Genomic DNA, 22,651 nt, shown 5'->3' with positions numbered 1-22,651 from the left:
GGCCGCTATGTCTATCAAAGAAACTCAACTCGACATTATGCAGCGCCAGTTAGAACAACATCGTAAACACGAGCAACGCGGTCTGTTGCTGCTGAAACTCGGCTTCCTACTCACCTTCTTGCTGTACTTACTTTTCAACCAGCATCTTTATTTAGGCGATGCGCTTTCTTGGAGTAGCTACTTTAAAGATAGCGCTTCTCTATTTGGCTTTGCCTTTACCGTGGTCATTGTTGTGCTCATGGCCTTGTTTCTGTCTTGGGTCAAGCATCATGCGTATTTGCACTTTGGCTTTTTTGGTTCAGTGGCCTTAGTGATTACTACGGTGATTGGCTTCGCCCTCTTCGCTGAATTCTTTAGTAGTTCCGCGAATCAGGACGTGAAAGCGGGTGTATTGCTAGAGCGTAATAGTGCGTATCAAGCGACCTTGAACCCAACCACCACCCGCACTAGCTTAGATAATGGGCTAGCCCTTTCCATTGCCAACGCTGAGCAGAAACTCGCACGCTGTGAAGAGAACCTAAAAGCAGGCAAGGAAAAGCATTGCAATGGGGACAAGGCCAAGGTCGAGGCGTTACGCAGTTCTGAATCAGCGGTGAATAAAGCGAATGCTGAAGCCGATATTCAACGAACTAAGCTCAATTATGAGCGTCAGGATGAATTAAAAGCGGAAGCCTATAATCCGGTGATTCTCACCCTTGCCCGTGCATTAGCGGGTAGTGATGGCGATTACAAAGATTATTTAAAAACCGCTGTGGTGCTGATTACTCTGTTTGTGGCGATTTGCTTTGAAATTCTCCACCACTTTCTGAGTAAAACTCACGGCGCTTCGATGCAGGCGATTGAAGGCTTAGAGCTGAGTATTGCTAAATACAGCGCACAGCCTGAGCCAGTGATACAGTTTAGCCCTACTAGTTCAACGCCCTTTGAACCTGAACCGGTCAAGCAACCCATCGGCTTTGGTTTCCCCTCACCGCGTCCTGCACCGAGTACCGCGCAACTGGAATCTAAACCGACCTTGTTTAAGTACCAAGTGCAGGCCAAGAAAATAAACGAAATCAACGAAACGAAAGCACGTCAACCGATGGGCTTTAGTTTTCCGACTAGCCAACCCAACCCCCAATTGGGAACACAGGAAGAGCAACTGCCCTTGCCTGATTTTGGCAGTTTTAAAGTGCGTCGGGATGTGTTTGCTAGTCCTGCTTTGAGCGATTCTGAAACCCTTAGCGAACCGTTAGCTAACGGTGTCGACGATGAACCGGTTCAGAGGCCACTAGATACCGTTAGTAGACCGTTAGCTAACCGTCCTGATGGGCTTTTTTCGGAATGGGTGCAGGCGGTCAAAGTAGGTGACTGTTTACCCTCCGTTAAACCCACTTGGCTATGGATTCAAAAGCGCATCAGCAACAAAGAGACAGGGAGTAGAACCCATGACCGCACCCGCATCAGCAACATGCAGAAAGCCTTTTTTGCTCGTGCCATGAAAGAGGGCTTGATGATCGAAAACCCGAACTATAAAAACGGAGGTAAGAAATATTTATGGATAGCTTAAACACATCAACACAAACCCAGCTTATTTATTACTGGTTAGATGGTTACTGGATCACTGACCCCGAAGAGGCCGAATTGATGGATAGTATTAATGCCTTTGGCAGTTTGCACCAAGTCGCTGAGTTGCCCTTAGAGGCGGATATTGACGCAGAGGTGAGGCGCTTACTGAGTTAAATAAAACCGTTCACCGTCAAGGCTGGCTAGGCTGAACGCTGGCCTTGATAGTGGCAGGCTATAAATTCTGATTTGAATCAAAACTAACAACAGTGCTACTCATTGGTTGGTTTTAGTTTTAAATGGTATTACTTGTGCTCCCTCTCTTAGGCTATCTAGGTAGTCTGCCCATTGCTGCATCATGGTGATGCGTTTAGCTAGGTGCTTAGTACGGTTATAGGCTGTGCCATTCGCATCCTTTACAGCATGGGCTAGTTGTTGCTCAATATAGACAGGATTTACCTCTAGCACTTCTTCAAGAATGGTTCTAGCCATTGCTCTAAAGCCATGTGCGGTCATATCCTCCTTGCTATATTCCATGCGTCTTAAAGCCTGCCTAATCGTGTTATTGCTCATTGGCTTGGTGCTATCAGTCATAGATGGGAATACGTAACGCCGATGACCTGTTAAGGGTCTAATTTCCTCTAATAGCTCAAGGCACTGTTTGGGTAGTGGGACTAGATGCGGTTGACGCATTTTCATTTTATTGGCCGGAATACCCCAGAGTGCTTTATCCACATCAATTTCCGACCACTCCATTGATCGAATTTCATTAGGGCGCTGAAATAAATAAGCGGAAAGCTGCAAAGCTATACGTGTAGTCAAATGACCTTCATAGGCTTGTATATCGCGCATTAATCCCCCTACCCGTAAGGGGTCTATAATCGCTGCTAGGTTAGTTTTCTTAGTCGGTGGCAATGAACCCTTGAGGTCTGTTGTTTGGTCACGTTGGGCGCGCCCTGTTGCTACTGCATAGCGAAATACTTGCCCGATATTGCGCTTAATTCGATGAGCAGAGTCTAGCGCCCCCCGCTCTTCTACACGTTTTAAGCATTTGAGTATTTCCGGCGGCTCTATCGTGGCTATAGGACGATTGCCCAGCCAAGGGAAGACATCATTCTTAAAGCGGCTCATTAATTTAATTGAATAGCTTTCTGCCCAATCTTTGCTGAATTTTGAAAACCACTCTAAAGCAATCGCTTCAAAGGTGTTTTCAGTGATGGCGATTTGTTCAGCCTTGGCTTGCTGCTTGTAGCTTGAGGGGTCTACACCACGCGCTAATAGTTCTCTAGCCTCTTGATGCTTTTCCCGTGCTGTTTTTAGATTAATGTCTGGATATACGCCAAGGGCAAGAGTTTTTTGTTTGTCGTTGAATCGGTAGCTATAGCGCCAATACTTGCCCGATTGATTAACCAATAAGAATAAACCGCCGCCATCAGTGTACTTGCTTGGCTTCCCTTCTTCTTTTGGTTTGGCTGCTTTAACTGAGGTGTCTGTTAGTTGGTACTTCATTTGTTGGTATCTGCCTGTGTTGGTAGGTCGGATACCAACAAAGCTACCAACATTTTTCTGGGCTTACTAGATACTAAATGGAACTCTTAGAAACACAAAACCCCTTACAGAGTGCGGCCTGTAAAGGGTTTTGGTATTTTCTGGAACTACCAGAAACTGAATAATGGTGGCTACGGTGAGACTCGAACTTACGACCCCAGCATTATGAGTGCTGTGCTCTAACCAACTGAGCTACGTAGCCAAGAGGCTGCAAATCTTAGCCTTAAGCATACATGCTGTCAACCCTGAACTACACATTAAAGCGGAAATGCACCACATCGCCTTCTTGCAGGATATAATCTTTACCCTCTAGACGCCACTTACCCGCATCTTTCGCACCCTGCTCGCCTTTGTAGTTAATAAAGTCATGATAAGCAATCACTTCTGCACGGATAAACCCACGTTCAAAATCAGTGTGAATTTTACCAGCACCATTCGGGGCACTAGCACCACGATTTACCGTCCAAGCCCGTACTTCTTTGACACCTGCGGTAAAGAAAGTTTGTAAACCGAGTAACTCATAGCCTGCGCGAATAACCCGATTTAAACCTGGTTCTTCTAAACCCATGCTCGCTAAGAATTCAGCTTGATCGGCAACATCCAATAAGGACAACTCAGCCTCCATCGCAGCACACACTGGCACGACTTGAGCCTTTTCGGCTTGAGCTATTTTGGTTACTGCATCAAGATAATGATTATTTTCAAAGCCATCTTCATTCACATTAGCAATGAATAATAACGGCTTAATGGTGATCAGATGAAATTCACGGGCGAGTTTCTGCTCTTCAGAGGATAAATCTAGTAAACGAGCTGCTTTACCTTCAGACAAATGAGCTAATAGGCGCTCAGCCACTTCTTTCTGCGCTAGCATCTCTTTATTGCCTGATTTGGAGGCTTTAACTAAACGCTGCACTGCTCGTTCCATACTCTCCATATCCGCCAGTACCAGCTCTGTATTGATAATATCAATATCGTGCGTCGGGTCGACTTTACCAGCCACATGAATAATATCGTCATTATCAAAACAACGAACAACTTGAGCGATTGCATCGGTTTCACGAATGTGCGCGAGAAATTTATTGCCTAAACCTTCTCCTTTAGAAGCACCGGCCACTAAACCTGCAATATCCACAAACTCCATAGTCGTTGGTAGAATACGCTCAGGCTTGACGATGATGGATAATTCATCTAAGCGTAAATCAGGTACTGGCACGATGCCTACATTTGGCTCAATCGTACAGAATGGGTAATTCTCTGCTTGAATGCCTGCTTTAGTGAGTGCATTGAATAAAGTTGACTTACCTACGTTGGGCAAGCCAACAATACCGCATTTGAATCCCATAAGAATTACCTTTTTGTCGTCCTATTTGCGATGCAATTCATTCATCGCTTTTTGCAAATCACCGGCCAGCACTAATGCAATCTGATCAGCCGCTTTATCCACAGCTAAGCGTATTGCGATTTCCTCATCCCGCGTTGGTGGGGATAACACATAGTCGACCACTTTATTTCGATCACCTGGATGCGCAATGCCTAAGCGCAAGCGCCAATAGTCGGCCCCCAAATGAGCATGTAAATCACGTAAACCATTATGTCCACCGTGTCCGCCTGCTTGCTTGAGACGCACATCACCAACAGGTAAATCCAGCTCGTCGTGTGCAACTAAGATTTTTTGGACGGGGAGACGATAGAAATCGGCTAATTGGCGTGCTGCTAAGCCGCTACGATTCATAAAAGTCATTGGTTTTAATAGCCAAACTGACTCAGAACCCACATTAATGCGGCAGGCTTCGCCAGAGAAACGTTTTTCGTTTAGGAACTGCCCGTTATAACGTTTTGCTAGTTCCTCAACAAACCAAAACCCGGCGTTGTGCCGGGTTTTGTCATACTGAGACCCCGGATTCCCCAAACCGACAATTAACCGAATAGGTTCAGCCATCGGAGAATCCTCAAGGTTTAGTGAATCGCCACAACCGCCTGATTGTGATCGCTACCCAAAGCTAACTCAGGGATAGAAACACCTTCAGGTAATTTCAGATCAGATAAGTGCAGAATTTGGCCTTTATCGACATTCAACATATCAACTTCGATATATTCAGGAATATTTTTCGGCAAGCACGCAACGACGACTTCGTTGAGGATACGGCTAACTGCCCCACCGCCTACTTTTACACCGACTGCACTTTCTTCGTTAGTGAAGTGTAATGGGATATGAACTTCGATCACTTCATCATCTTTAATGCGCTGTAAATCAGCATGTAAAATGATTGGCTTCGCAGGATGACGTTGCAGAGCACGTAAAATCGCGATTTCCTTACGATCACCGAAATTAACAGAGATCAATTGTGAGTAGAATGCCTCATCTTGCAGATTGCGAATCAACTCATTGTGCTTTAAAGAAATGGATTGCGCAGGTGTACCCGCACCGTAAATAACTGCAGGCACTTTATTCTCACGACGCAGGCGGCGGCTCGCACCCTTTCCCTGTTCTGAGCGGCTTTCAGCCTGCAAAGTAAATTCTTTAGACATGTTTATACTCCAAAATTAATAAAACCACCTTATCCGCGACCAGATAAAGCAGCCAGATTAGCCCAGCTAATCTTATTCTTCCTCAAACAGAGAACTCACCGAATCATCTCGGTTAATACGCAAAATAGTCTTGGCTAAAATGCCTGCCACAGAAAGCTGGCGGATTCTAGCACATTTTTTGGCATTTGCACTCAATGGGATCGTATCAGTGACTACAACCTCATCAAGAGAAGAATTTTCAATATTTTCTACTGCTTTTCCAGAGAAAACCGCATGAGTAGCATACGCACACACACTTAACGCCCCACGATTTTTCAAAGCAGTCGCAGCATTACATAAAGTGCCACCAGTATCGATTAAGTCATCAATTAATAAGCAATGACGCCCTTCTACATCGCCGATGATATTCATAATTTCGGCTTTATTTGGCTCTGGCCGGCGCTTATCAATAATCGCTAAATCAACATTACCTAAAGCCTTAGATAAAGCCCGCGCACGGACTACCCCCCCGACATCCGGAGAAACCACCATAATATGATCAAGATTTTTGGCAATGATATCGGCCTGTAATACACCTAATGCATAGATATTATCGACAGGAACATCAAAAAAGCCTTGGACTTGATCAGAGTGCAGGTCTATGGTCAGAACACGATCCACATGACCCGCAGCGACCATATCGGCCACTAATTTAGCTGAGATCGGTACACGCCGTGAACGTACCCGGCGATCTTGACGAGCATAGCCATAGTAAGGAATCACCGCCGTGATCCGACCTGCAGACGCACGGTAGAGTGCATCGGTAATGACTAATAACTCCATTAAGTTATCGTTCGTAGGGGAGCAGGTGGGCTGAATTACAAAAACATCACGACCACGGACATTTTCTAAAATCTCTACATGCACTTCACCATCACTGAAGCGCTCTGCTTTAATTTTGCCAAGGGAAATTCCAAGATGATCAGCGATTTTTAGGGCAAGTTCAGGATTGGCATTACCCGCAAATACCATCATTCTATCGTCAGACATGGGGTGTCTCGCATTGAATATAAGACAGGGGGATGGCTGGGCTGCTAGGATTCGAACCTAGGTATGGCGGAATCAAAATCCGCTGCCTTACCGCTTGGCGACAGCCCATCAAAGAACTTTCTAACTTAAGGTGTTTAGCTTTTCATATAAAGGCGATTTACATCGACCTTTGGCTACAAAACCTGACCACTGTTTTGGTAGATTTTTTGCTATTATCTGAGCCGACTTTTCATCGTCAAACTCTATAAACAAACAAGCACCAGTGCCTGTTAATTTTGCTTTATTTCCCAGCCACTTAAATGCATTAGTGACTTCAGGATGCTTCTTTCGTACTACTGGCTCGAACACATTGGTTGTTTGCCCTGCAAGAAAGGCCGCCATTCTGATGGGTTTGCAGTTTCTTGTCAAGCTATCTGTTGCAAAAATTTCAGCGGTCGAAATATGCACATTCGGATGCAAGACAAAGTACCATTTTTCTGGAATAGTGACCGGTTCAAGCAACTCCCCGACCCCCTCAGCCCAAGCAGCTTGACCGCGCACAAATACGGGTACATCCGCCCCCAAACCCAAGCCCAGAGCGGCAAGTGCATCGATTGATAGACCACAGCCCCATAGCCAATTCAGCCCCACTAGCACGGTTGCAGCATCCGAGCTGCCACCACCTAGGCCACCACCTATTGGCAATCTTTTGTTTACTTTTATATCAACGCCGAATTTACAAGCTGTTGTTTGTTGCAATAAACGCGCTGCTTTTACGACCAAATCGTCATTTTCGGGAACAAACGGTGAACCTATAGAGCGTGTAACTTGGTCATCTGTCCGTAACTGCAGACTAATCTCATCGCTATAATCTAAAAACTGAAATAAGGTCTGGAGCAGATGATAACCATCTGCGCGCCGACCAGTAATATGCAGGAAAAGATTAAGCTTAGCCGGAGCTGGTAAAACCAGAGGAGCACTTAGAAACGAGTTTTCCATTCTTTAGCGACTACTTTGGCTTTAATGCGCTCTGATGCTTTTTCTAATTGCACCTTGCTTGGTAAAGCCTGTGCACCATTGCCCTCATAACTAGGATAGTCAATCACCCAGCCCGCTTGTTGTAGGCGTGTGGGTCGACCATACGCATCTAGCTTCACAGCATCAACAGGCGAGGTAGGTGAAGGAACGCCGCGTGCCCAGTATTGCAAATTCCTCAACGGCAAATTCATTTTCAACTGCTTAGCTAATAGACGTTCAGCATCAGTATCTTGATAAGTCTTGCCATCAGACGCTTTCAGGGTGACTTGTGCTCCAGTTTCCATCACAGTTGCCATTAAGCCACCCGTCAGTGGATTCTTAATCTGCATCTCATATTGGCGATTACCACGCTGCACCCAATCTAAACCGAAGGACCAACTTTGCTCACGTAATTGTAAGCCAACCCGTCCTTTTAATTGCCACTGCTGCATTTGCGCAAATACTCGCTGACGCTCTGCCCAAGCTGCTTCTGCCCCGCCTGCGATTGGATTGACGACCGCGCCCGGAGCTGCTGGTTTGGGCTGATTAGCACAACCAGCTAAACTTAGTATTCCTACACAAGCCAGTGCTAAGTAAATTTGCTTCATCGACTCTTCCCTGAACATTTAATTCGTTTTCTCTGCTAAATCAGCAACACGCTGTTTGACATCTGCTAGTTGCTTATCATTTGGATATTTAGCTGTCAGTTCCTTAAATAGCTTACGCGCTTCTTCTAACTTATTATTCACCGCTAAGACTTCTACTAAATGCGCACCAATTTCTGGATCAGGCATTTTATCGTAAGCTTTACGTAACCACTCTTCAGCCCCTCTAGCATCACCCGTCTTGAACATTACCCAGCCCATACTATCCATGACTGCCGGACTATCAGGACGGAGGTCTAAAGCTTGCTTAATGAGAGCATAGGCATCTTGATAACGCGTTGTGTTTACCACCAGCATATAGCCTAGTGCATTTAGAGCATCAGCATCTTTGGGATCAAGACGCACAACCTCACGTAAATCTTTTTCAGCCTGCTCGACATTACCCATGCGGTCATAACTTAAAGAGCGGGCATAGAAAATGTCACGCTTTTTACTACCAAATTCTTCTGCTTTATTAAAAGTATCGATTGCTTTTTGGTATTCAGCGGCATCATGTAATAACTGCCCTTTAGCCATTAGGGTTGCGACTTTTTGCTCAGGAATAGTTGCGCGCTCTAATAAACTATCGAGCCAAGCTTCAGCAGCCGCTAAACCTTTTTCTTTGTGTAATAAAGCAGATTTTCGACCAATTGCATCACGCGCAAAATCACCATTTAAGGCCTCGTCATAAGCCTTCAAAGCTTCCTCGGTACGCTTTTGCCCTTCATAGATTTGAGCCATAAAATAATTAGCTTCGTACTTGCGCTCAGGAATTTCCAGCAACTTTTTCATGAGTGGCTCAGCAAAGGTGAATTCTTCTTGCTCTAAATATAATAAACCTAAAGTATAAAGGATATCTGCATTCTCAGGCTGATCAGCATACAGCTGCTTATAAATCGGTCGCGCATCTTCACGACGATCCGCCATGATCAACATACGACCATATTCGAGTTTTAACTCTTGATTTTTAGTACTTTTCGCATAGGGTTCTAAACTACTAAGCGCATCTGAAACCCGCTCCATACTTAGCAAAGCTTTAGCACGTAAACGTGCAGCCTCTTCTTTTTGGGCAGCATCGCCGTTTTTTTGAACTGCCTCTGTACCTTCTAATACTGCGTCAGTTTTGTTAGCACTTAAGGCAAAAGTCGCCATGACCAACTGCACTTTTGGTGTATTTTCTACCTTAGCTGCATACCGCTTAATCACTTCATAAGCATTCGCAGCGCCTGCATCCAATGCTAATAAGGAAACGACATATTCAAAACCATGTCCTTCTTTTTTCTCGATATAATCCCGCACCCAAACGACATCTTCGACCGCTGCATCATAGTTGCCCAGTTGAGCATTCAGGAGTACTCGATATTGATGAACTTCAACAGTATCGGGTTCTAAGCTTGCCCATTGGTCTAAAGCAGCTTTAGCTAGCACCGGCTCACCTGCTTGAATAGAGATTTCAGTGGCACGTTTGGCTAAGGTTTTGTCTTTGCTCTGCCCCACTGCGAGCACATAATGCTGAGCCGCTTGTTTGATCTTGCCTTGACGAATCAGCATTTCCGCAACGAGCGTATTATAAAGTTGGTAGCTAGCCTCTGATTGAAAAGGCTGCTTAGGTAATAAAGGCCCCGCTAAAGTCGCTAAGGCTGCTGGTGGTTCAGCGAAACTTTGGGTGCCAACTGTACAGCCTGCAATGACGACAGCAAGTGACAGTCCTACAAAACGATGGGAAATATGAAAACGGGACATAGGCAACTCCAGCATCCAAGGATACCGTTAATAGTCGAATTGGCTTGGTTTTAAAGGTATATTCATCAGACCACCTTGTAATCCTGCATAACGTATCAGAAAATCCGCGGTTCTGAAAATAGAATGTATATGCGGTAATCACGCTCTGGATGTCGATTTTTGTTGTTGGTGTCAATCATAGAACAGCCCCTGTTGCCATTCGTGAACAGGTTGCTTTCTCGCCTGAGCGTTTATTAGAGGCTCTGCACGCCGCTAAACCGCTAGCTCAAGAGCATTTGATTCTCTCTACTTGTAACCGTACTGAATTATATGCCACCTGCCACGAACCGGAACAACTTGAGCAACTGATTAGCTGGCTAGCACGTTTTCATAATCTACCCCAACATAAATTACAACCTTATCTATTTGTTTACCAAGAAGAGCAAGCGATTCAACATGCCATGCGGGTTGCTTGTGGCTTAGACTCTTTAGTTTTAGGTGAGCCACAAATTTTGGGGCAACTCAAAACGGCTTTGCAAACCGCGACAGAAGCGCAAACGACAGGGCATCAACTCACCCATTTAATGCAACATGCCTTTAATACTGCTAAAAAAGTCCGTACTCAAACCAGTATTGGCGCGAACCCAGTGTCAGTCGCTTTTGCTGCGGTCAGTTTATCCAAACAAATTTTTAGCCAATTAGAAAAACAAACGGCTTTATTAGTCGGTGCAGGCGAAACCATTGAACTAGTGGGGAGACACTTAAACGCAAACAAAATCGGGCATATTATTGTGGCAAATCGGAATGTTGAACGTGCACGTAAAGTGGCTGAACCCTATCATGGCTTAGCGATTGGCTTACCGGATATTGCCGATTATTTACCTAAAGCCGATATTGTTATTTCCTCCACAGCCGCCCCCTTACCGATTATTGGCAAAGGCATGGTTGAGCGTGCTTTAAAAGTGCGTAAACATCGCCCTATGTTTATGGTCGATATTGCCGTACCCCGCGATATTGAACCGGAAGTGGGGCAATTAGATGATGTCTATTTATATACTGTTGATGATCTGCAATCAGTGATTGAGGAAAATCTACAATCGCGCCGAGCGGCGGCTGAGCAAGCCGAAAGCATGGTATTAGATGAAGTGGAAAGCTTTATGGGTTGGTTACGCGCCCAAGAACATCGCGACACCATCCGCCAGTTCCGCCAACAAAATGAAGCCATTCGGGATGAAGTATTAGCGCGTGCGCAGAAGATGCTACAGCACAAAGAGGCGGCTGAAGTCCTTGAGTTTCTAGCGAATACTCTGACTAATAAGCTCACACACGCACCGATTCAAAGCATGAATCAAGCCGCACAAAGCGGAAATGATGTATTATTGGCAAATGCCAAAACCCTCTTTAACCTCATTGACGAAGCCTAGACTGTGAAAGAATCGATCCTACAAAAACTAGAAAATTTGAATGAACGCTACGCCGAAATCGCAGCATTACTAGGCGAGAATGAGGTCATTGCTGATCAAGATCAATTTCGCAAATTATCCATTGAATACAGCCAACTAGAACCTGTTGCTTTAGGCTTTCGTGCCTATCAACAAATTCTGGATGACCTTGCAACTGCGCAAGAGATGCTGACTGATCCAGAAATGCGTGATATGGCGGAAGAAGAATTATCCACTGCCAAAACGCAGCGCGATGAGCAGGAAATCGAGCTACAAAAACTACTACTCCCTAAAGATCCACATGATGGCAGTAATATTTTCCTTGAAGTGCGCGCAGGTACGGGGGGTGATGAAGCCGCTATTTTTGCAGGCGATCTCTTCCGCATGTACGCCCGTTATGCTGAACAACGGCGTTGGCAAGTAGAAGTGGTCAGCCAAAGCGATGGCGAGCACGGTGGCTTTAAAGAAATTATCGCTCGCATTATGGGCAGCAATGTGTATTCGCGCTTGAAATTTGAATCGGGTGCACATCGCGTACAACGTGTACCCGAAACGGAATCACAAGGTCGGATTCATACTTCAGCTGCTACGGTTGCAGTGATGCCTGAAGCCGATGAGGTGGAAGCACAAGCAATTAGTCCAGCCGATTTACGCGTTGATACCTTCCGTGCTTCCGGTGCTGGTGGTCAGCATATCAACAAAACCGACTCCGCAATCCGAATCACACACATTCCCTCGGGTCTAGTGGTTGAATGCCAAGATGAGCGTTCACAACACAAGAACCGCGCCCGTGCAATGTCTTTATTGCAGTCGCGCTTGTTAGAAATTGAGCGTACCAAGCAGCAATCTGAACAAGCTGAGACCCGCCGTAATTTAGTGGGAACGGGTGATCGCTCTGAACGAATTCGCACCTATAACTTTCCACAAGGACGGGTCACTGATCATCGTATCAACCTTACCTTATATAAACTAGACGATATTATTGCCGGTAGCCTTGATCAAGTGATTGACCCCTTAGTACATGAATATCAAGCCGATCAATTAACCGCCTTAGCTGGCGAGTAAAATTTTTCGTGCAAATTCGCTCAGCACTTCAACAAGCTACTCAGGCGTTAGCGTCTAGCTCCGACAGTGCTCGTTTAGATGCTGAGCTCTTGTTGTGTAAAGTGTTAGCTAAACATCGTAGCTACTTATTTACTTGGCCTGAACAAGAACTTAATTCAGAACACTATGCTGAGTTTCACAGCCTAGTGAACCAACGCTTACAAGGCACTCCTGTTGCCTATTTATTAGGCTACCGTGAGTTTTGGGGAATGGAGCTAGAAGTATCCGCAGCAACTTTAATTCCCCGGCCGGACACTGAATTGATCGTGCAATTAGCTTTAGAACGCTTAGAATCTTATAGCGCTCCTAAGCTTCTTGACTTAGGTACAGGTACTGGAGCTATTGCCTTAGCACTTGCTAAAGAGCGTCCCGATGCCGAGATCATAGCATTGGATAAATCAGCCGAAGCGCTAGCCGTTGCCGAGCGCAATCAACTCAAACTAAGGCTTAATAATGTGAGATTAATGCACTCGGATTGGTTGAGTGCTTTAGATCAGGCTAGTCGCTTCGATTTGATCATCTCCAACCCACCTTATATTGCAGAATCCGATCCCCACTTAGAGCAAGGGGATCTGCGCTTTGAACCACGCTTAGCTTTGAGCGCGGGTGTAGACGGATTAAAAGATCTAAGCTACTTGATTCAAACTGCACCACCTTATTTAAAAGACCTAGGTTGGTTACTCTTAGAGCATGGTTATGACCAGAGTTTAGTCGTGACCCAGCTCTTAAAAAACACAGGCTACACCGAGATAGGCTGTTATCAAGACTTGGGTGGAAATGACCGAGTTAGTCTCGGTCGTTTCCCTCACACCATCGTTTAATCATCGTTATTTACATCTCGATCCAACCAGAAAATCCGTGGCAAGATATTACCCAAATCAATCCGATCGACAGCATTGCTGCTGCTATTATTCATATTGTTGTCATCTAATAACGCATGTTGCATTTTACCAATGCGTACTTCTAGGCCTTGGACACAATCTGTTTCAGTACAAGCGCCACCACCTGCTGCCATGGGCTGTTTAAAAACCAACTGGGGTGTATCAGGAATTTCATCCAAAGCGATAATATTAGAACGCACTTTCTCGTTAGGCTTATCAGGATTTAAGGCTGCCACAGCTAAACCGCTGAATAAATCCAGCACATAGGCACGTCCAACGCTAGTGGAAACATCACAGGGCGAATTTGTAGTTTGGTCTTCGGCTACAGCAAATGTGGTGAAGACAATTTTGTTCATAAAAGTTAAGGGGCTAGCCAAGACCTTCTCAGCAGGATTGGGCAGATCGTAGTACCAACCGTTTAAATTAGGACTAGTCAATAAGTTGGTCGTACCATCTAGGTTAGTTAAGTTCGCTAAATTTCCATCTTCTTTTAGAGGAAATACGGCGGTATCTGGTTCAGCAAAGGGGTGGCGATCTACCAACACATAGAAACGATCCTTAATAGCCTTAGAAAGTGGATGTGAGCGATAACCACTGCCTACCGCTAGGGTCAATAAATCTTGCCCTTTGATACGTGTGACTGCTACATCAGGCTCATAATAGAACATCCGTTTATCAGCACCTGTACCACCTAATTCAGCAAACTTACTTAAACGTGCTTTGGTATAATCATAGAGCGTACTAGAATCGGTATCTTTAACATCTACATCCATATCAACCCGCCAAATATTTCCTCCAGTATCACCAAAGTACAGGCGATCCAACAGTCCATTTCGATCCATGTCCATTACCCGAATATCACCCGGTACACTATGTTTTAAGTCTGTTCCTGCAGAAACATGTGTACGTAAAGACCAGATAAGCTCACCAGTGCGTGCATCAATAATATAAACATCATTGCCTATGGAGTGAATGGTACGTGTACTAGGATCTTGATTTTCTAAAATTGGATCAAAACCGCCGCCAATGACTAGGACATCCTTCACGGTACTACCGGAGTCAGCATTACTATCCGCAACTCTTAATTTTGCCAACACGGGCTTAGACCAAGACTCCCCTAAGTTATTAAAGCCAGAGGTATCCTTACTAAACTGCCAAGCTAATTTAGGATAAGCAACATCACTCATGTCCGTAATATCTAAGGCATAGTAAGCACTTCCGCCACGACGCAAACCAAAATACACATAGATGCCTTCACCGTCAGCCTTTTTAATTTGGCCATCCTTGTTTTTATCGTCGTACCAAACCGTCAGCGGGCCATCGACGCCATATAAATGCTGTTCGGTAATAGCATTCTCTTTTAAAGCTTTCAGATTCTTCAGCAGGACATTTGGCATAAACGCCCATTTTTCTAACCCTGTGTCTGCATCAAAAGCATGTAAGTAACCATCATTACTCCCAGCTAAGACATAAGATTTATTGTTGATATCGCGTACTATCACTGGCTTACTATTCATAATATCGCCTAGATAGTGCAAGGCTGAACCATCTTCAGCATAACCTTTGGCAAACTGAATCAGTGCAGCACGCTCTTCATCACTCATAGCTGCATTACCTAAAGCAACTTTGTTCAGCGTATTGTCTAGCGGAACTAAAGAACTCGTATTATTCGTTAATGCCACACGGCTGGCAGGATCTAATAAACTTGCGACGCCACCTTCAGCAACATTAGCGCCACTGGCAGCACTACCCCAGAAATCCCAAGCACTATCTAAAAACTGTCCTTCGGCATTTACAGCAGGCTGAGTTGATTCAGAGTCACTCTTACCCACAATTACACTGTTTTCTAGCTTGAACTTCTTCAAATTACCTTGCCAGCGAGCGTTGGGGGTACGTACAAACACCGGAAGAAAGATCTCATCAGAATGAGCCAGATAACTATTTGGGTCAACTTTATAGGTTGGTGAAGCAAAAGAAGATGCTGAAGACTGTACGCGGCCAATAATCGAGGTGAAAGCCTCAGTTAAGTCTTTAACACTACTAGCATCAAAAAAATTACTATTAGTTGCTGCTAAACTAGGGGCACTGCCTGTAAAAAGAGAAGGCTCAAATAAGTTCAACATCGCTTTCGCTAAATCTGGATTATTTAAGAAACTTCTCCATAAGGCCCAAGTGCTGACTAAAGGATTAGTATCATCCCTAGCAGCTTGGGCAACTAACTGTGCCATCTTCAAAGGGCGGGCAGCAGCATAGACTGGTTCTGCTGTAGCTGTTTTATGGGTGCTAGTGGCTTGCGCAAGTACCTGTGTTAAAGCATCCCGCAACTGATTAGCATTATTAGCTACTTTTAAGTGACCTGCTTCGGCCATGCTTTTTAAATACTGAGTACCATCTGGATCATTTAAAGCAAATGCAATGGTGAAAGTTTCAATGGTTTGTTTGCCATCTAAACTAGCACTTTGATCTTCGTTAGCTAAGTATTCGGCAATCTCCGGGCCACAAGTCCCGGCTGGATAGCCTGAAGGAGAGTTCAGGCAAGCTTTGCCAATCGTAGTTTCAATTAGACTTTGTGATACTGGATAATTGATAATCCCATTCATACCTTCGGGTCGACCATCCGACATAAATACAATGTAATTCGACTGACACTCTGAAGTTAGGGGGGAAATATAGTTAGCTGTGCCGGTCATTTGCTCCATACAAAAACGTTGTTCACAAACCTCCGCCTCTACTTGCCCAGCAGGAACTAAACAATTTGCATAATTATAGCCTGGGCAGGTATATCCGCCGGTACACTCCCAAGCGGTCGGTTGCCCAGCCTCATTAAAACTGACAGGAGTTGAGGCACAACAAGCATCATTAGTGGCCTCAAACTGCGAACAACCTAGATCGACCCACTGAGTAGAACAGCTCCCAGGAACGATTTCATAGTAACAAGCACCTGCTGTCTTATTGCAGGAAAAAGGCAAGGAATAACTCCCACAAGCATCATAGCTTAAGTTACCACTATAAGTAGAGGGATGAGCAGCACGCACATGCCCAGGCTTTAAAGCACCGAAACTACTGACTTGCTCACCACGATAATAACGAGCAGCCTCAGCGAGTGAATCAACAATGGGGGTTGCACCAACCGCTTGCCAACTATTAACCACTAAGGGCAAAAACTCACGCACAGTTTGTCCTGCTGTTGGATCGGGTAAATTATCTTGAGCAAAAGGAATGCTACTGGAGATAATAGGTAGAGCTTCAGAGTCAATCGGTTTAATTGGAAAGCTAACTCCACTAGGATCAGCAGTTTCCTCTCCACCGTAACGCATTAGCCCAATATTCAAATTGGGGGGTGCATTAGCAATAACATCAGCAAACACCTCCTGCAACACGCTCATCCGAGTCTTCGTTCCTCCACTACCATCATCTACATCCTTAAAAGCCATACTCCCAGAGTTATCGAGTAAGAACAGTATATTGGGGTTAGCTGCGGGTTTAGCAGCAGAGTATATTTCTGAATCATCAGCTACTACGCTAAACTGCCAGCTCACGATCATTAGACCTAACAAGTAGCTTAAATAACTTGAGCGTTGCTTATTGTTATGCATGATTTCGCTTCCAGTTTCAGTTAAGGGTTATTCTGCCGGAACAAATTTCAAGATACCGGCTGTATGTTGGCTTTCTGCGGATGTACCCGGCACATTACTGTCTGCATTGACTGTAAATAAACGACAAGAGACATTGCCTGTTTTAGGTGTGGCTGAAGTACTCATGGCAACGCCTTGCAAAACAGGTGGGCAAGTAATGCTAGTACCCATTGAGATAGTGCCTACAGAGCTGATTTGCTCACCATTACTGATCGCATCGTTATAAGGCCCTACTTCTTTATCAGTGTGAGTTGTAGCTTCCTGCTTAGCCGTTTGCTCGATTAAATACAGATTACTTGAACGACGTAAACTTGCTTCTGCACCTTGATAAGAAAAATCATCAAACATAGCATTCCCTGCAATCTTGGTGTCCAAGGTTGCGATGCGCCCCGCTGTAATTCCCAAACCAGCGAGTACTAATAAACCGACTAAGCCCCAGAGCAACACAGTACCTTGCTGATATTTAGACTTTTTAAACTTTTGGTGAATGAGGTGCATGTTTTAAACTCCCCCTTGATAAATGTCTAAATTACGTAAATAAATAACTGTGGTATGCACGGTACGCTGATAACGATCATTACGGTTGTAGGTTGTATTCAATAAGGTGTAATTGCGTGCTTCTGCGGCATTAAAAACAGGCTCACGTGAACGTACTAAAACTGAAGCTTTAATTGTGCGCACTTGATACCAACGATTAGCAGCTTTTACGGCAGTGGCATCAAGATAAATATCTACAGTACCATCATCGTTTTGATCTAATCCGTAAGCGAACTGTAGCGCCTCCACCCCTTCGGCCACAGGAATAGCAGCTTGGCTCCGGGAGCCTGCACAGAATAAATTAGGTATCCCGCCTTCAACCCCTACATAAAAGCTATTATAAACTCGAGAATATTCAGGATTGGGAGCCTCTTGGGCTTGACAACTTAGGGGAGTAGCCTCATTGCCACAGTCTAAACCCAAAACAGAATCGGCATAAAATATCACCCCAATCGTATCACCAGTTCCGCTAGATAAATTATTATCAGCAGTTTGCACTAAGGTCTGTGGATTGATGACAAGACTATTTGCACCACCACCACAACTTTTTGAGGCGGGAACTGGATCACCATCGACATAAAACGCCTTAGCCAGCGGTAAATGTGCGGAAGTAGTATAACCTGCATGCTCTAGATGCTTAGCAAGCGCATTAATGGCACTACGTGCATTTTCTTGCATGGTTGATAATTCGTCGCGAGCGTTATAAGTCTGGCGGCTACCCATATAAATAGTTGCTACACCAGCCACCAATACCAGACTCAACGCACTTGCAATCATTAGCTCTATTAACGAGAAGCCTTGCTGCAAATTGGAACACTGTTTAGTTTGCATTTGCCTCACCCTTATAAAACCGTGTTGATCACTAAGTTGAAAGGCTCTACATCGGTTTCGTTTTTAGAACTATTACGCTCATTCCACTGCAAACTTAAACGCACCCCCTTAGAACACTCTGCCGAGGGATCAGGACAATCGACTACCAGTTGACCATTAAGCAACGCACCATTGATGCCGCTACCTGCCCCATAACCACACATAACCCGATACATATCATCTAAGGCCATTTGCGTGGCATTACAGGTATTGGTTTGGCAACTGAAGGCTAATGGATTTGCGCAATAAGTGGCCGCAACCGCATTAATTTTATAGCTACCCGCTAAGACCGCTGAACGATTCGAGCGCATGCGCTCTAACAACTCATGAGCTAATTGGGTAGCCTGTTGCATTTGGTAGGAGTTATGGGTAGCTCGGAAGCTTTTAACCTGCAAGCCAGCCATCCCTAACAAGCCTAAAGAAATTAAAAATGCAGCTACTAAAACCTCGAGGAGATTAAGACCATGTTGTTTTTTCATTATTCTCCTCCATTTTCTGCAGTGGAATCCAACCAGTACATACGTGGTAATAAACGTGTAACATCAATCATTTGACTATAAGCAGTGGAGGCTTGATGCTGAGTATTCGCTAAATCCAACAAGGGCAACTTTAACTTACCAATTCGCACCATAATATTTTGTTGGCAATCGCCTAATTGACAACTTGAACTACCATCCTTACTAGTAAGTCGCCCAAAAATAAGTTGGGGGGTATCTAAGAGTTCATTTGCACCTGCTACAGCAAATTTATCTGCTGAAGCATCTACTGAGCGATCTAAATTCAGTACTGCTTTACCTTGTAAGATGTCCAATACATAAGCACGTGAAGTATTAGTAGCAGGCTGACAGGCTTGCGCTATACTAGAATTGCCCTGTGCATCAGCTTGTGAGAAGGTCGTAAACATCACCTTATCGAGTACCGTTAATACCGGTGAAAGTGCTTTTTCACCATGATGCTCGAACTCGTAATACCAACCTTTCATATCGGGGTAGTCTAATATGTTTTTCCCCGTTTCAATGTTTGCTACATTCAGCAGATTGTTATCTGTAATGAGAGTAGGCGCTTCTGGCATTTTATAAACATCAGGATCGATCAGCACATACAGTCGATCAAGAGCAGCCGTAGTATTTAAAGGATGTGTACGATAACCACTGCCTAAGGCAACCGTTAAAATAGGCTTGCCATTCTGCATACGAATCGCTGTATCAGGCTCGTAAAAGAATTTGCGGTGATCTAAGGTCGTATTGCCCCCACCCAGACTCGCTAACTTGGTAAGTTTAGCCTTGCTATAATCGTAGTATGTAGTCTTGTCCTCATCTAGGACATCAGCGTCCATATCGACACGCCACACATTGCCGCCGGTATCAGAAAAATACAGTCGATCCAAAGCACCATTCCCGTCCATATCTAAAATACGGATGTCACTTGGAATGCTGTGAGTCAGACCACTGGCACCTGTTACCGCTGTTTGGGCACCGGCCAACCCAAAGCCACCTTTGCGTAACGACCACAGGAGACTGCCCGAAGTAGCATCAACGATAAATACATCCCGCCCCCATTGATCTGGCAAGCGTTCAGCAATATCTTCTTCGTCTTTGCGTGGATCGTAGCCGCCGCCAAACACCAAGACTTGGACTAATTTCGATTGTTGCGGATTATCCGCATCTGCTAGGCGTAACCTAGATAGCGTAGGCTTTGACCAAGCCTCTCCTAACTCATCTAAGCCATCACTCCCTGTATTCGTAGTCGATTGTGGTGCAAGCTTCCACATCACACTAGGACTATCGGCCACGCTAATATTTAAGCCATAATACATGCGACCACCACGTCGTAAGCCGAAATACAGCTTTACACTATCGGCATCCTCCGCATTCACTTGCCCATCATGGTTATAGTCTTGGCTCGGCGTAAGCTCGATAATGCCGTTGAGATTATGATCAACCCGTACCAGAGTAGGACTACCGTCAATACCATAGACATGCTTAGTGTCGTTCTGATTATCTAGGAATAGACTCGCATTTTTCAGCAAAGACGCTGGCATAAACGCCCATTTTTCCACACCCGTATTAGCATCAAACGCATGTAAGAAGCCCTCATTCGTAGCTAATAAAACTCGCACTACTTGATTACCATAATCAACAACGACTGCTTTGCTATTTAAGCTATCCCCTAGATGATTGCGTGCTCCTGCATTAGGATCGCCATTTTTATAGCCACGAATAAAATTCAGCAGTTGTGTGCGTTTCTCTTGTGAAATGACTGGCGCTGGACAAGTTGTCACTGCAGCAATGTTCACACAACCCGTGCCCGTATTAGGATTGCCATTCACGGTATGCTGTACACCATTACAATCTTTGTAAGTACCCCAGCAACTGATGCCAGCCGGTAAATTAGGATAGTAAGTGCTAGTTAGAATTAAATTATGTACCGAATTAATCGTATCATTGATTGATAATAGGTTAGCGGTAATGCTTGTGGTGTCGGGACTAATGTGAACTAGACTAGTGCCAACGGGATCCGTATATAAAACGCGGTTAGCGGGTAAAGGTAGTTTGCTTGCAGCCCCACCAATGGTTACATCAGTTCCATGAGGGGTATTTGACCATAGATCTTGCGCATCAACTTTTAGAGTTCCGTCCGTATTTAATACGGAACCACCATTTGCTCCTAGTAAATCCCCTTCATCACTCACGGTGAATTTACGCAAGTTGCCTGACCAAAGCGTGGTTTGGCTAGGGTCAAATATGGGCATATACACCTTATTTTCATGCGAGAGCAGATTAGACTGATCGACCACAAAGCTCGGTGAACTAAAAGATAAGGAGTTTTTCTGAGCATCTGCCAATATTTCACTAAAGGCATTGGCCAATTCTTGAGGATTATCAGCAGTATAGGTACCGTGCTCAGCCGTTGCCAATTGTGCTAAATAACTAGTCCCCACTGGCTCATCGTTCATACCAAAAGCCACTGTAAAGGTATTAACAACCTGACTACCCGGCAATGAAATTGATTGGTCTTGAGTTGCTAAAAAATGAGTTAACTCTGAACCGCACTTGCCACTTTTATACCCCAACGGTGCATCTGCACAGGTTGCTGACGTTAAATTAGGCACTGTTACCGGAAAATTAGCCGTATTCATATCCGGCAACATTGGTGGAACCACATTTGTATTATAGGTTTGAGTGGGTGCAACAGACTCTGGATAACGAGCTGTACCGTCAGCAGTTACACCCTCCCAGAAGGGGTACTCTGGCTTACCGTCTGACATCAACACTAAATAGTTAGCTTGGCAGCTATGTTTAATCGGTGATTTATAAATCGGATTACCACTATAGGTATCACAAATTGTGTGCTGGCAAAACTTTACATTAACCTTGCAGCTGTAATTATTATTTTTGCAATATTGCTTACCATTCGGTGCTGTTTCCCACTCACAACATTGACTGTATTTGCGAGTAGTACAAGCACCTGGGCTTAAATTAGCAGTAGAATTGCAGGTCCCCCAATCAGGGCTACATTCCTCTTGGTGTTGGCTAGTACAAGTTAAACTGCCCGTATAAGTAGCAGGATGAGCTGCCCAACTATAAGCTGCTGTATGCTTACCCCAGACTGGACTTTCGCCACGGAAATAACGTGCTGCTTCATATAAAGAATCAACAATTGGTGTATAACCGGCTGACTGCCAGCCATCCACAATATCTGCTAAAAAAGCTCTAACCGGCATACCGGCTGGTGGGTCAATTAAATTATCACTACTCGCATCTGAACCAATAATACTGGAAGCTTGTTGATCAATTGGCGAAACTGGAAAGTTCACTCCTTTAATCGCGCTCCAGCTATAAGACGGTAATAAATCGGCATTTGCATAATGCATCAAACCAATATTCACATTGGCTGGTGCATTATCAAGCACTTCACGAAAGGTATCCTTGAGGACCTGCATACGTGAGCGCCCACCACTATTCGACAGGATTTGATTCATACTGCCTGAAGCGTCTAGTAGGAACAGGATATTAGCATTCACCTTGCTGGCTTCATTTTGCGCGAAGATTTCCGTTTCATCCGCAACGCTTAGCATAGACCCACAACTACAAATGAGACCCAGCGTAAGCTTTTGAAAGAAAGCTAGAAATCGGTTCATCTTGAGTGTCCTCGCAGAACTGTTCATT

At 44.7% G+C, this 22,651-nt stretch carries 18 protein-coding genes and 2 tRNA genes; 5 read left to right on the top strand and 15 right to left on the bottom strand.

All coding sequences use genetic code 11. The annotated features are described in order from the left end of the window. The first annotated feature begins 7 nt into the window (after window positions 1–7). Together Q0307_RS07055 and Q0307_RS07050 are read left to right on the top strand one after the other, a co-directional pair. Window positions 8–1,549 (top strand): hypothetical protein, encoded by a 1,542-nt coding sequence (locus tag Q0307_RS07055; protein WP_298658601.1) that lies wholly within the window; start codon window positions 8–10, stop codon window positions 1,547–1,549. Further along, the gene (locus Q0307_RS07050) at window positions 1,537–1,722 is read left to right on the top strand and encodes a hypothetical protein (RefSeq protein ID WP_298658598.1); all 186 of its coding nucleotides are present in this window, start codon (window positions 1,537–1,539) and stop codon (window positions 1,720–1,722) included. The genes Q0307_RS07055 and Q0307_RS07050 overlap by 13 nt, the downstream gene beginning before the upstream one ends. A 99-nt stretch (window positions 1,723–1,821) precedes the next feature. Here Q0307_RS07050 and Q0307_RS07045 read toward each other — a convergent pair whose 3' ends face one another. The 10 genes from Q0307_RS07045 to Q0307_RS07000 all read right to left on the bottom strand — a co-directional run bounded on the left by Q0307_RS07045 (window position 1,822) and on the right by Q0307_RS07000 (window position 10,034). Beyond that, complete coding sequence (locus Q0307_RS07045) at window positions 1,822–3,054, bottom strand: integrase arm-type DNA-binding domain-containing protein (protein WP_298658595.1); 1,233 nt, start codon at window positions 3,052–3,054, stop codon at window positions 1,822–1,824. A gap of 164 nt (window positions 3,055–3,218) precedes the next feature. Then, window positions 3,219–3,295 (bottom strand) — tRNA-Met (locus Q0307_RS07040). A gap of 48 nt (window positions 3,296–3,343) precedes the next feature. Beyond that, window positions 3,344–4,435, bottom strand: a complete 1,092-nt coding sequence (gene ychF / locus Q0307_RS07035; protein ID WP_298658592.1) for a redox-regulated ATPase YchF — start codon at window positions 4,433–4,435, stop codon at window positions 3,344–3,346. Window positions 4,436–4,456: 21 nt separating this feature from the next. Beyond that, window positions 4,457–5,032: an aminoacyl-tRNA hydrolase gene (gene pth / locus Q0307_RS07030; RefSeq protein ID WP_298658589.1), complete on the bottom strand. Its 576-nt coding sequence runs from the start codon at window positions 5,030–5,032 to the stop codon at window positions 4,457–4,459. Between the two features lie 17 nt (window positions 5,033–5,049). Continuing rightward, a complete protein-coding gene (locus tag Q0307_RS07025; RefSeq protein ID WP_298658587.1) occupies window positions 5,050–5,622 on the bottom strand; it encodes a 50S ribosomal protein L25/general stress protein Ctc in 573 nt (190 codons plus the stop codon). Between the two features lie 72 nt (window positions 5,623–5,694). Next, window positions 5,695–6,636: a ribose-phosphate pyrophosphokinase gene (locus tag Q0307_RS07020; RefSeq protein ID WP_298658654.1), complete on the bottom strand. Its 942-nt coding sequence runs from the start codon at window positions 6,634–6,636 to the stop codon at window positions 5,695–5,697. Window positions 6,637–6,684: 48 nt separating this feature from the next. Next, window positions 6,685–6,759 (bottom strand) — tRNA-Gln (locus tag Q0307_RS07015). A 12-nt stretch (window positions 6,760–6,771) separates the two neighbouring features. Next, window positions 6,772–7,629: a 4-(cytidine 5'-diphospho)-2-C-methyl-D-erythritol kinase gene (gene ispE / locus Q0307_RS07010; RefSeq protein WP_298658585.1), complete on the bottom strand. Its 858-nt coding sequence runs from the start codon at window positions 7,627–7,629 to the stop codon at window positions 6,772–6,774. Next, window positions 7,611–8,255 carry a lipoprotein insertase outer membrane protein LolB gene (gene lolB, locus Q0307_RS07005; RefSeq protein ID WP_298658582.1) on the bottom strand — a complete coding sequence of 215 codons (645 nt, stop codon included), beginning with the start codon at window positions 8,253–8,255 and terminating at the stop codon, window positions 7,611–7,613. Before lolB ends, ispE begins: the two co-directional genes overlap by 19 nt. 18 nt (window positions 8,256–8,273) lie before the next feature. Then, entirely contained in the window at window positions 8,274–10,034 is a 1,761-nt protein-coding gene (locus Q0307_RS07000; RefSeq protein WP_298658580.1) for a tetratricopeptide repeat protein, read from the bottom strand. A gap of 149 nt (window positions 10,035–10,183) precedes the next feature. On the opposite strand from Q0307_RS07000, the gene hemA reads away from it, so the two are divergent. Genes hemA through prmC form a run of 3 tightly spaced genes read left to right on the top strand, consistent with a single transcriptional unit; the run spans window position 10,184 to window position 13,380 of the window. Continuing rightward, window positions 10,184–11,437, top strand: a complete 1,254-nt coding sequence (gene hemA, locus Q0307_RS06995; protein WP_298658578.1) for a glutamyl-tRNA reductase — start codon at window positions 10,184–10,186, stop codon at window positions 11,435–11,437. Window positions 11,438–11,440: 3 nt separating this feature from the next. Continuing rightward, window positions 11,441–12,520, top strand: coding sequence for a peptide chain release factor 1 (gene prfA / locus Q0307_RS06990; RefSeq protein ID WP_298658574.1), 1,080 nt, complete (start codon window positions 11,441–11,443; stop codon window positions 12,518–12,520). 8 nt (window positions 12,521–12,528) lie between these two features. Then, window positions 12,529–13,380, top strand: a complete 852-nt coding sequence (gene prmC, locus Q0307_RS06985; RefSeq protein WP_298658572.1) for a peptide chain release factor N(5)-glutamine methyltransferase — start codon at window positions 12,529–12,531, stop codon at window positions 13,378–13,380. Here the strand turns inward: prmC and Q0307_RS06980 are convergent. Genes Q0307_RS06980 through Q0307_RS06960 form a run of 5 tightly spaced genes read right to left on the bottom strand, consistent with a single transcriptional unit; the run spans window position 13,377 to window position 22,560 of the window. Then, window positions 13,377–17,036 (bottom strand): PilC/PilY family type IV pilus protein, encoded by a 3,660-nt coding sequence (locus tag Q0307_RS06980; protein WP_298658569.1) that lies wholly within the window; start codon window positions 17,034–17,036, stop codon window positions 13,377–13,379. The genes prmC and Q0307_RS06980 overlap by 4 nt on opposite strands. A gap of 27 nt (window positions 17,037–17,063) precedes the next feature. Beyond that, a complete protein-coding gene (locus Q0307_RS06975; RefSeq protein WP_298658566.1) occupies window positions 17,064–17,573 on the bottom strand; it encodes a hypothetical protein in 510 nt (169 codons plus the stop codon). A gap of 3 nt (window positions 17,574–17,576) precedes the next feature. Continuing rightward, window positions 17,577–18,443 (bottom strand): PilW family protein, encoded by an 867-nt coding sequence (locus Q0307_RS06970; RefSeq protein ID WP_298658563.1) that lies wholly within the window; start codon window positions 18,441–18,443, stop codon window positions 17,577–17,579. 11 nt (window positions 18,444–18,454) lie between these two features. Next, entirely contained in the window at window positions 18,455–18,961 is a 507-nt protein-coding gene (gene pilV, locus Q0307_RS06965; RefSeq protein WP_298658559.1) for a type IV pilus modification protein PilV, read from the bottom strand. Beyond that, complete coding sequence (locus Q0307_RS06960) at window positions 18,961–22,560, bottom strand: PilC/PilY family type IV pilus protein (protein ID WP_298658557.1); 3,600 nt, start codon at window positions 22,558–22,560, stop codon at window positions 18,961–18,963. Before Q0307_RS06960 ends, pilV begins: the two co-directional genes overlap by 1 nt. Window positions 22,561–22,651: the final 91 nt, after the last annotated feature.

The organism is uncultured Thiothrix sp., assembly GCF_937873765.1.
Classification (GTDB): domain Bacteria; phylum Pseudomonadota; class Gammaproteobacteria; order Thiotrichales; family Thiotrichaceae; genus Thiolinea.
This window is presented reverse-complemented; position numbering and strand designations above follow the sequence as displayed.

Coding starts and splice junctions, on each gene's coding strand:
- Q0307_RS07055 (WP_298658601.1), top strand. CDS start 8: ATGTCTATCAAAGAAACTCAACTCGACATTATGCAGCGCCAGTTAGAA.
- Q0307_RS07050 (WP_298658598.1), top strand. CDS start 1,537: ATGGATAGCTTAAACACATCAACACAAACCCAGCTTATTTATTACTGG.
- Q0307_RS07045 (WP_298658595.1), bottom strand. CDS start 3,054: ATGAAGTACCAACTAACAGACACCTCAGTTAAAGCAGCCAAACCAAAA.
- ychF (WP_298658592.1), bottom strand. CDS start 4,435: ATGGGATTCAAATGCGGTATTGTTGGCTTGCCCAACGTAGGTAAGTCA.
- pth (WP_298658589.1), bottom strand. CDS start 5,032: ATGGCTGAACCTATTCGGTTAATTGTCGGTTTGGGGAATCCGGGGTCT.
- Q0307_RS07025 (WP_298658587.1), bottom strand. CDS start 5,622: ATGTCTAAAGAATTTACTTTGCAGGCTGAAAGCCGCTCAGAACAGGGA.
- Q0307_RS07020 (WP_298658654.1), bottom strand. CDS start 6,636: ATGATGGTATTTGCGGGTAATGCCAATCCTGAACTTGCCCTAAAAATC.
- ispE (WP_298658585.1), bottom strand. CDS start 7,629: ATGGAAAACTCGTTTCTAAGTGCTCCTCTGGTTTTACCAGCTCCGGCT.
- lolB (WP_298658582.1), bottom strand. CDS start 8,255: ATGAAGCAAATTTACTTAGCACTGGCTTGTGTAGGAATACTAAGTTTA.
- Q0307_RS07000 (WP_298658580.1), bottom strand. CDS start 10,034: ATGTCCCGTTTTCATATTTCCCATCGTTTTGTAGGACTGTCACTTGCT.
- hemA (WP_298658578.1), top strand. CDS start 10,184: ATGTCGATTTTTGTTGTTGGTGTCAATCATAGAACAGCCCCTGTTGCC.
- Q0307_RS06980 (WP_298658569.1), bottom strand. CDS start 17,036: ATGCATAACAATAAGCAACGCTCAAGTTATTTAAGCTACTTGTTAGGT.
- Q0307_RS06975 (WP_298658566.1), bottom strand. CDS start 17,573: ATGCACCTCATTCACCAAAAGTTTAAAAAGTCTAAATATCAGCAAGGT.
- Q0307_RS06970 (WP_298658563.1), bottom strand. CDS start 18,443: ATGCAAACTAAACAGTGTTCCAATTTGCAGCAAGGCTTCTCGTTAATA.
- pilV (WP_298658559.1), bottom strand. CDS start 18,961: ATGAAAAAACAACATGGTCTTAATCTCCTCGAGGTTTTAGTAGCTGCA.
- Q0307_RS06960 (WP_298658557.1), bottom strand. CDS start 22,560: ATGCTAAGCGTTGCGGATGAAACGGAAATCTTCGCGCAAAATGAAGCC.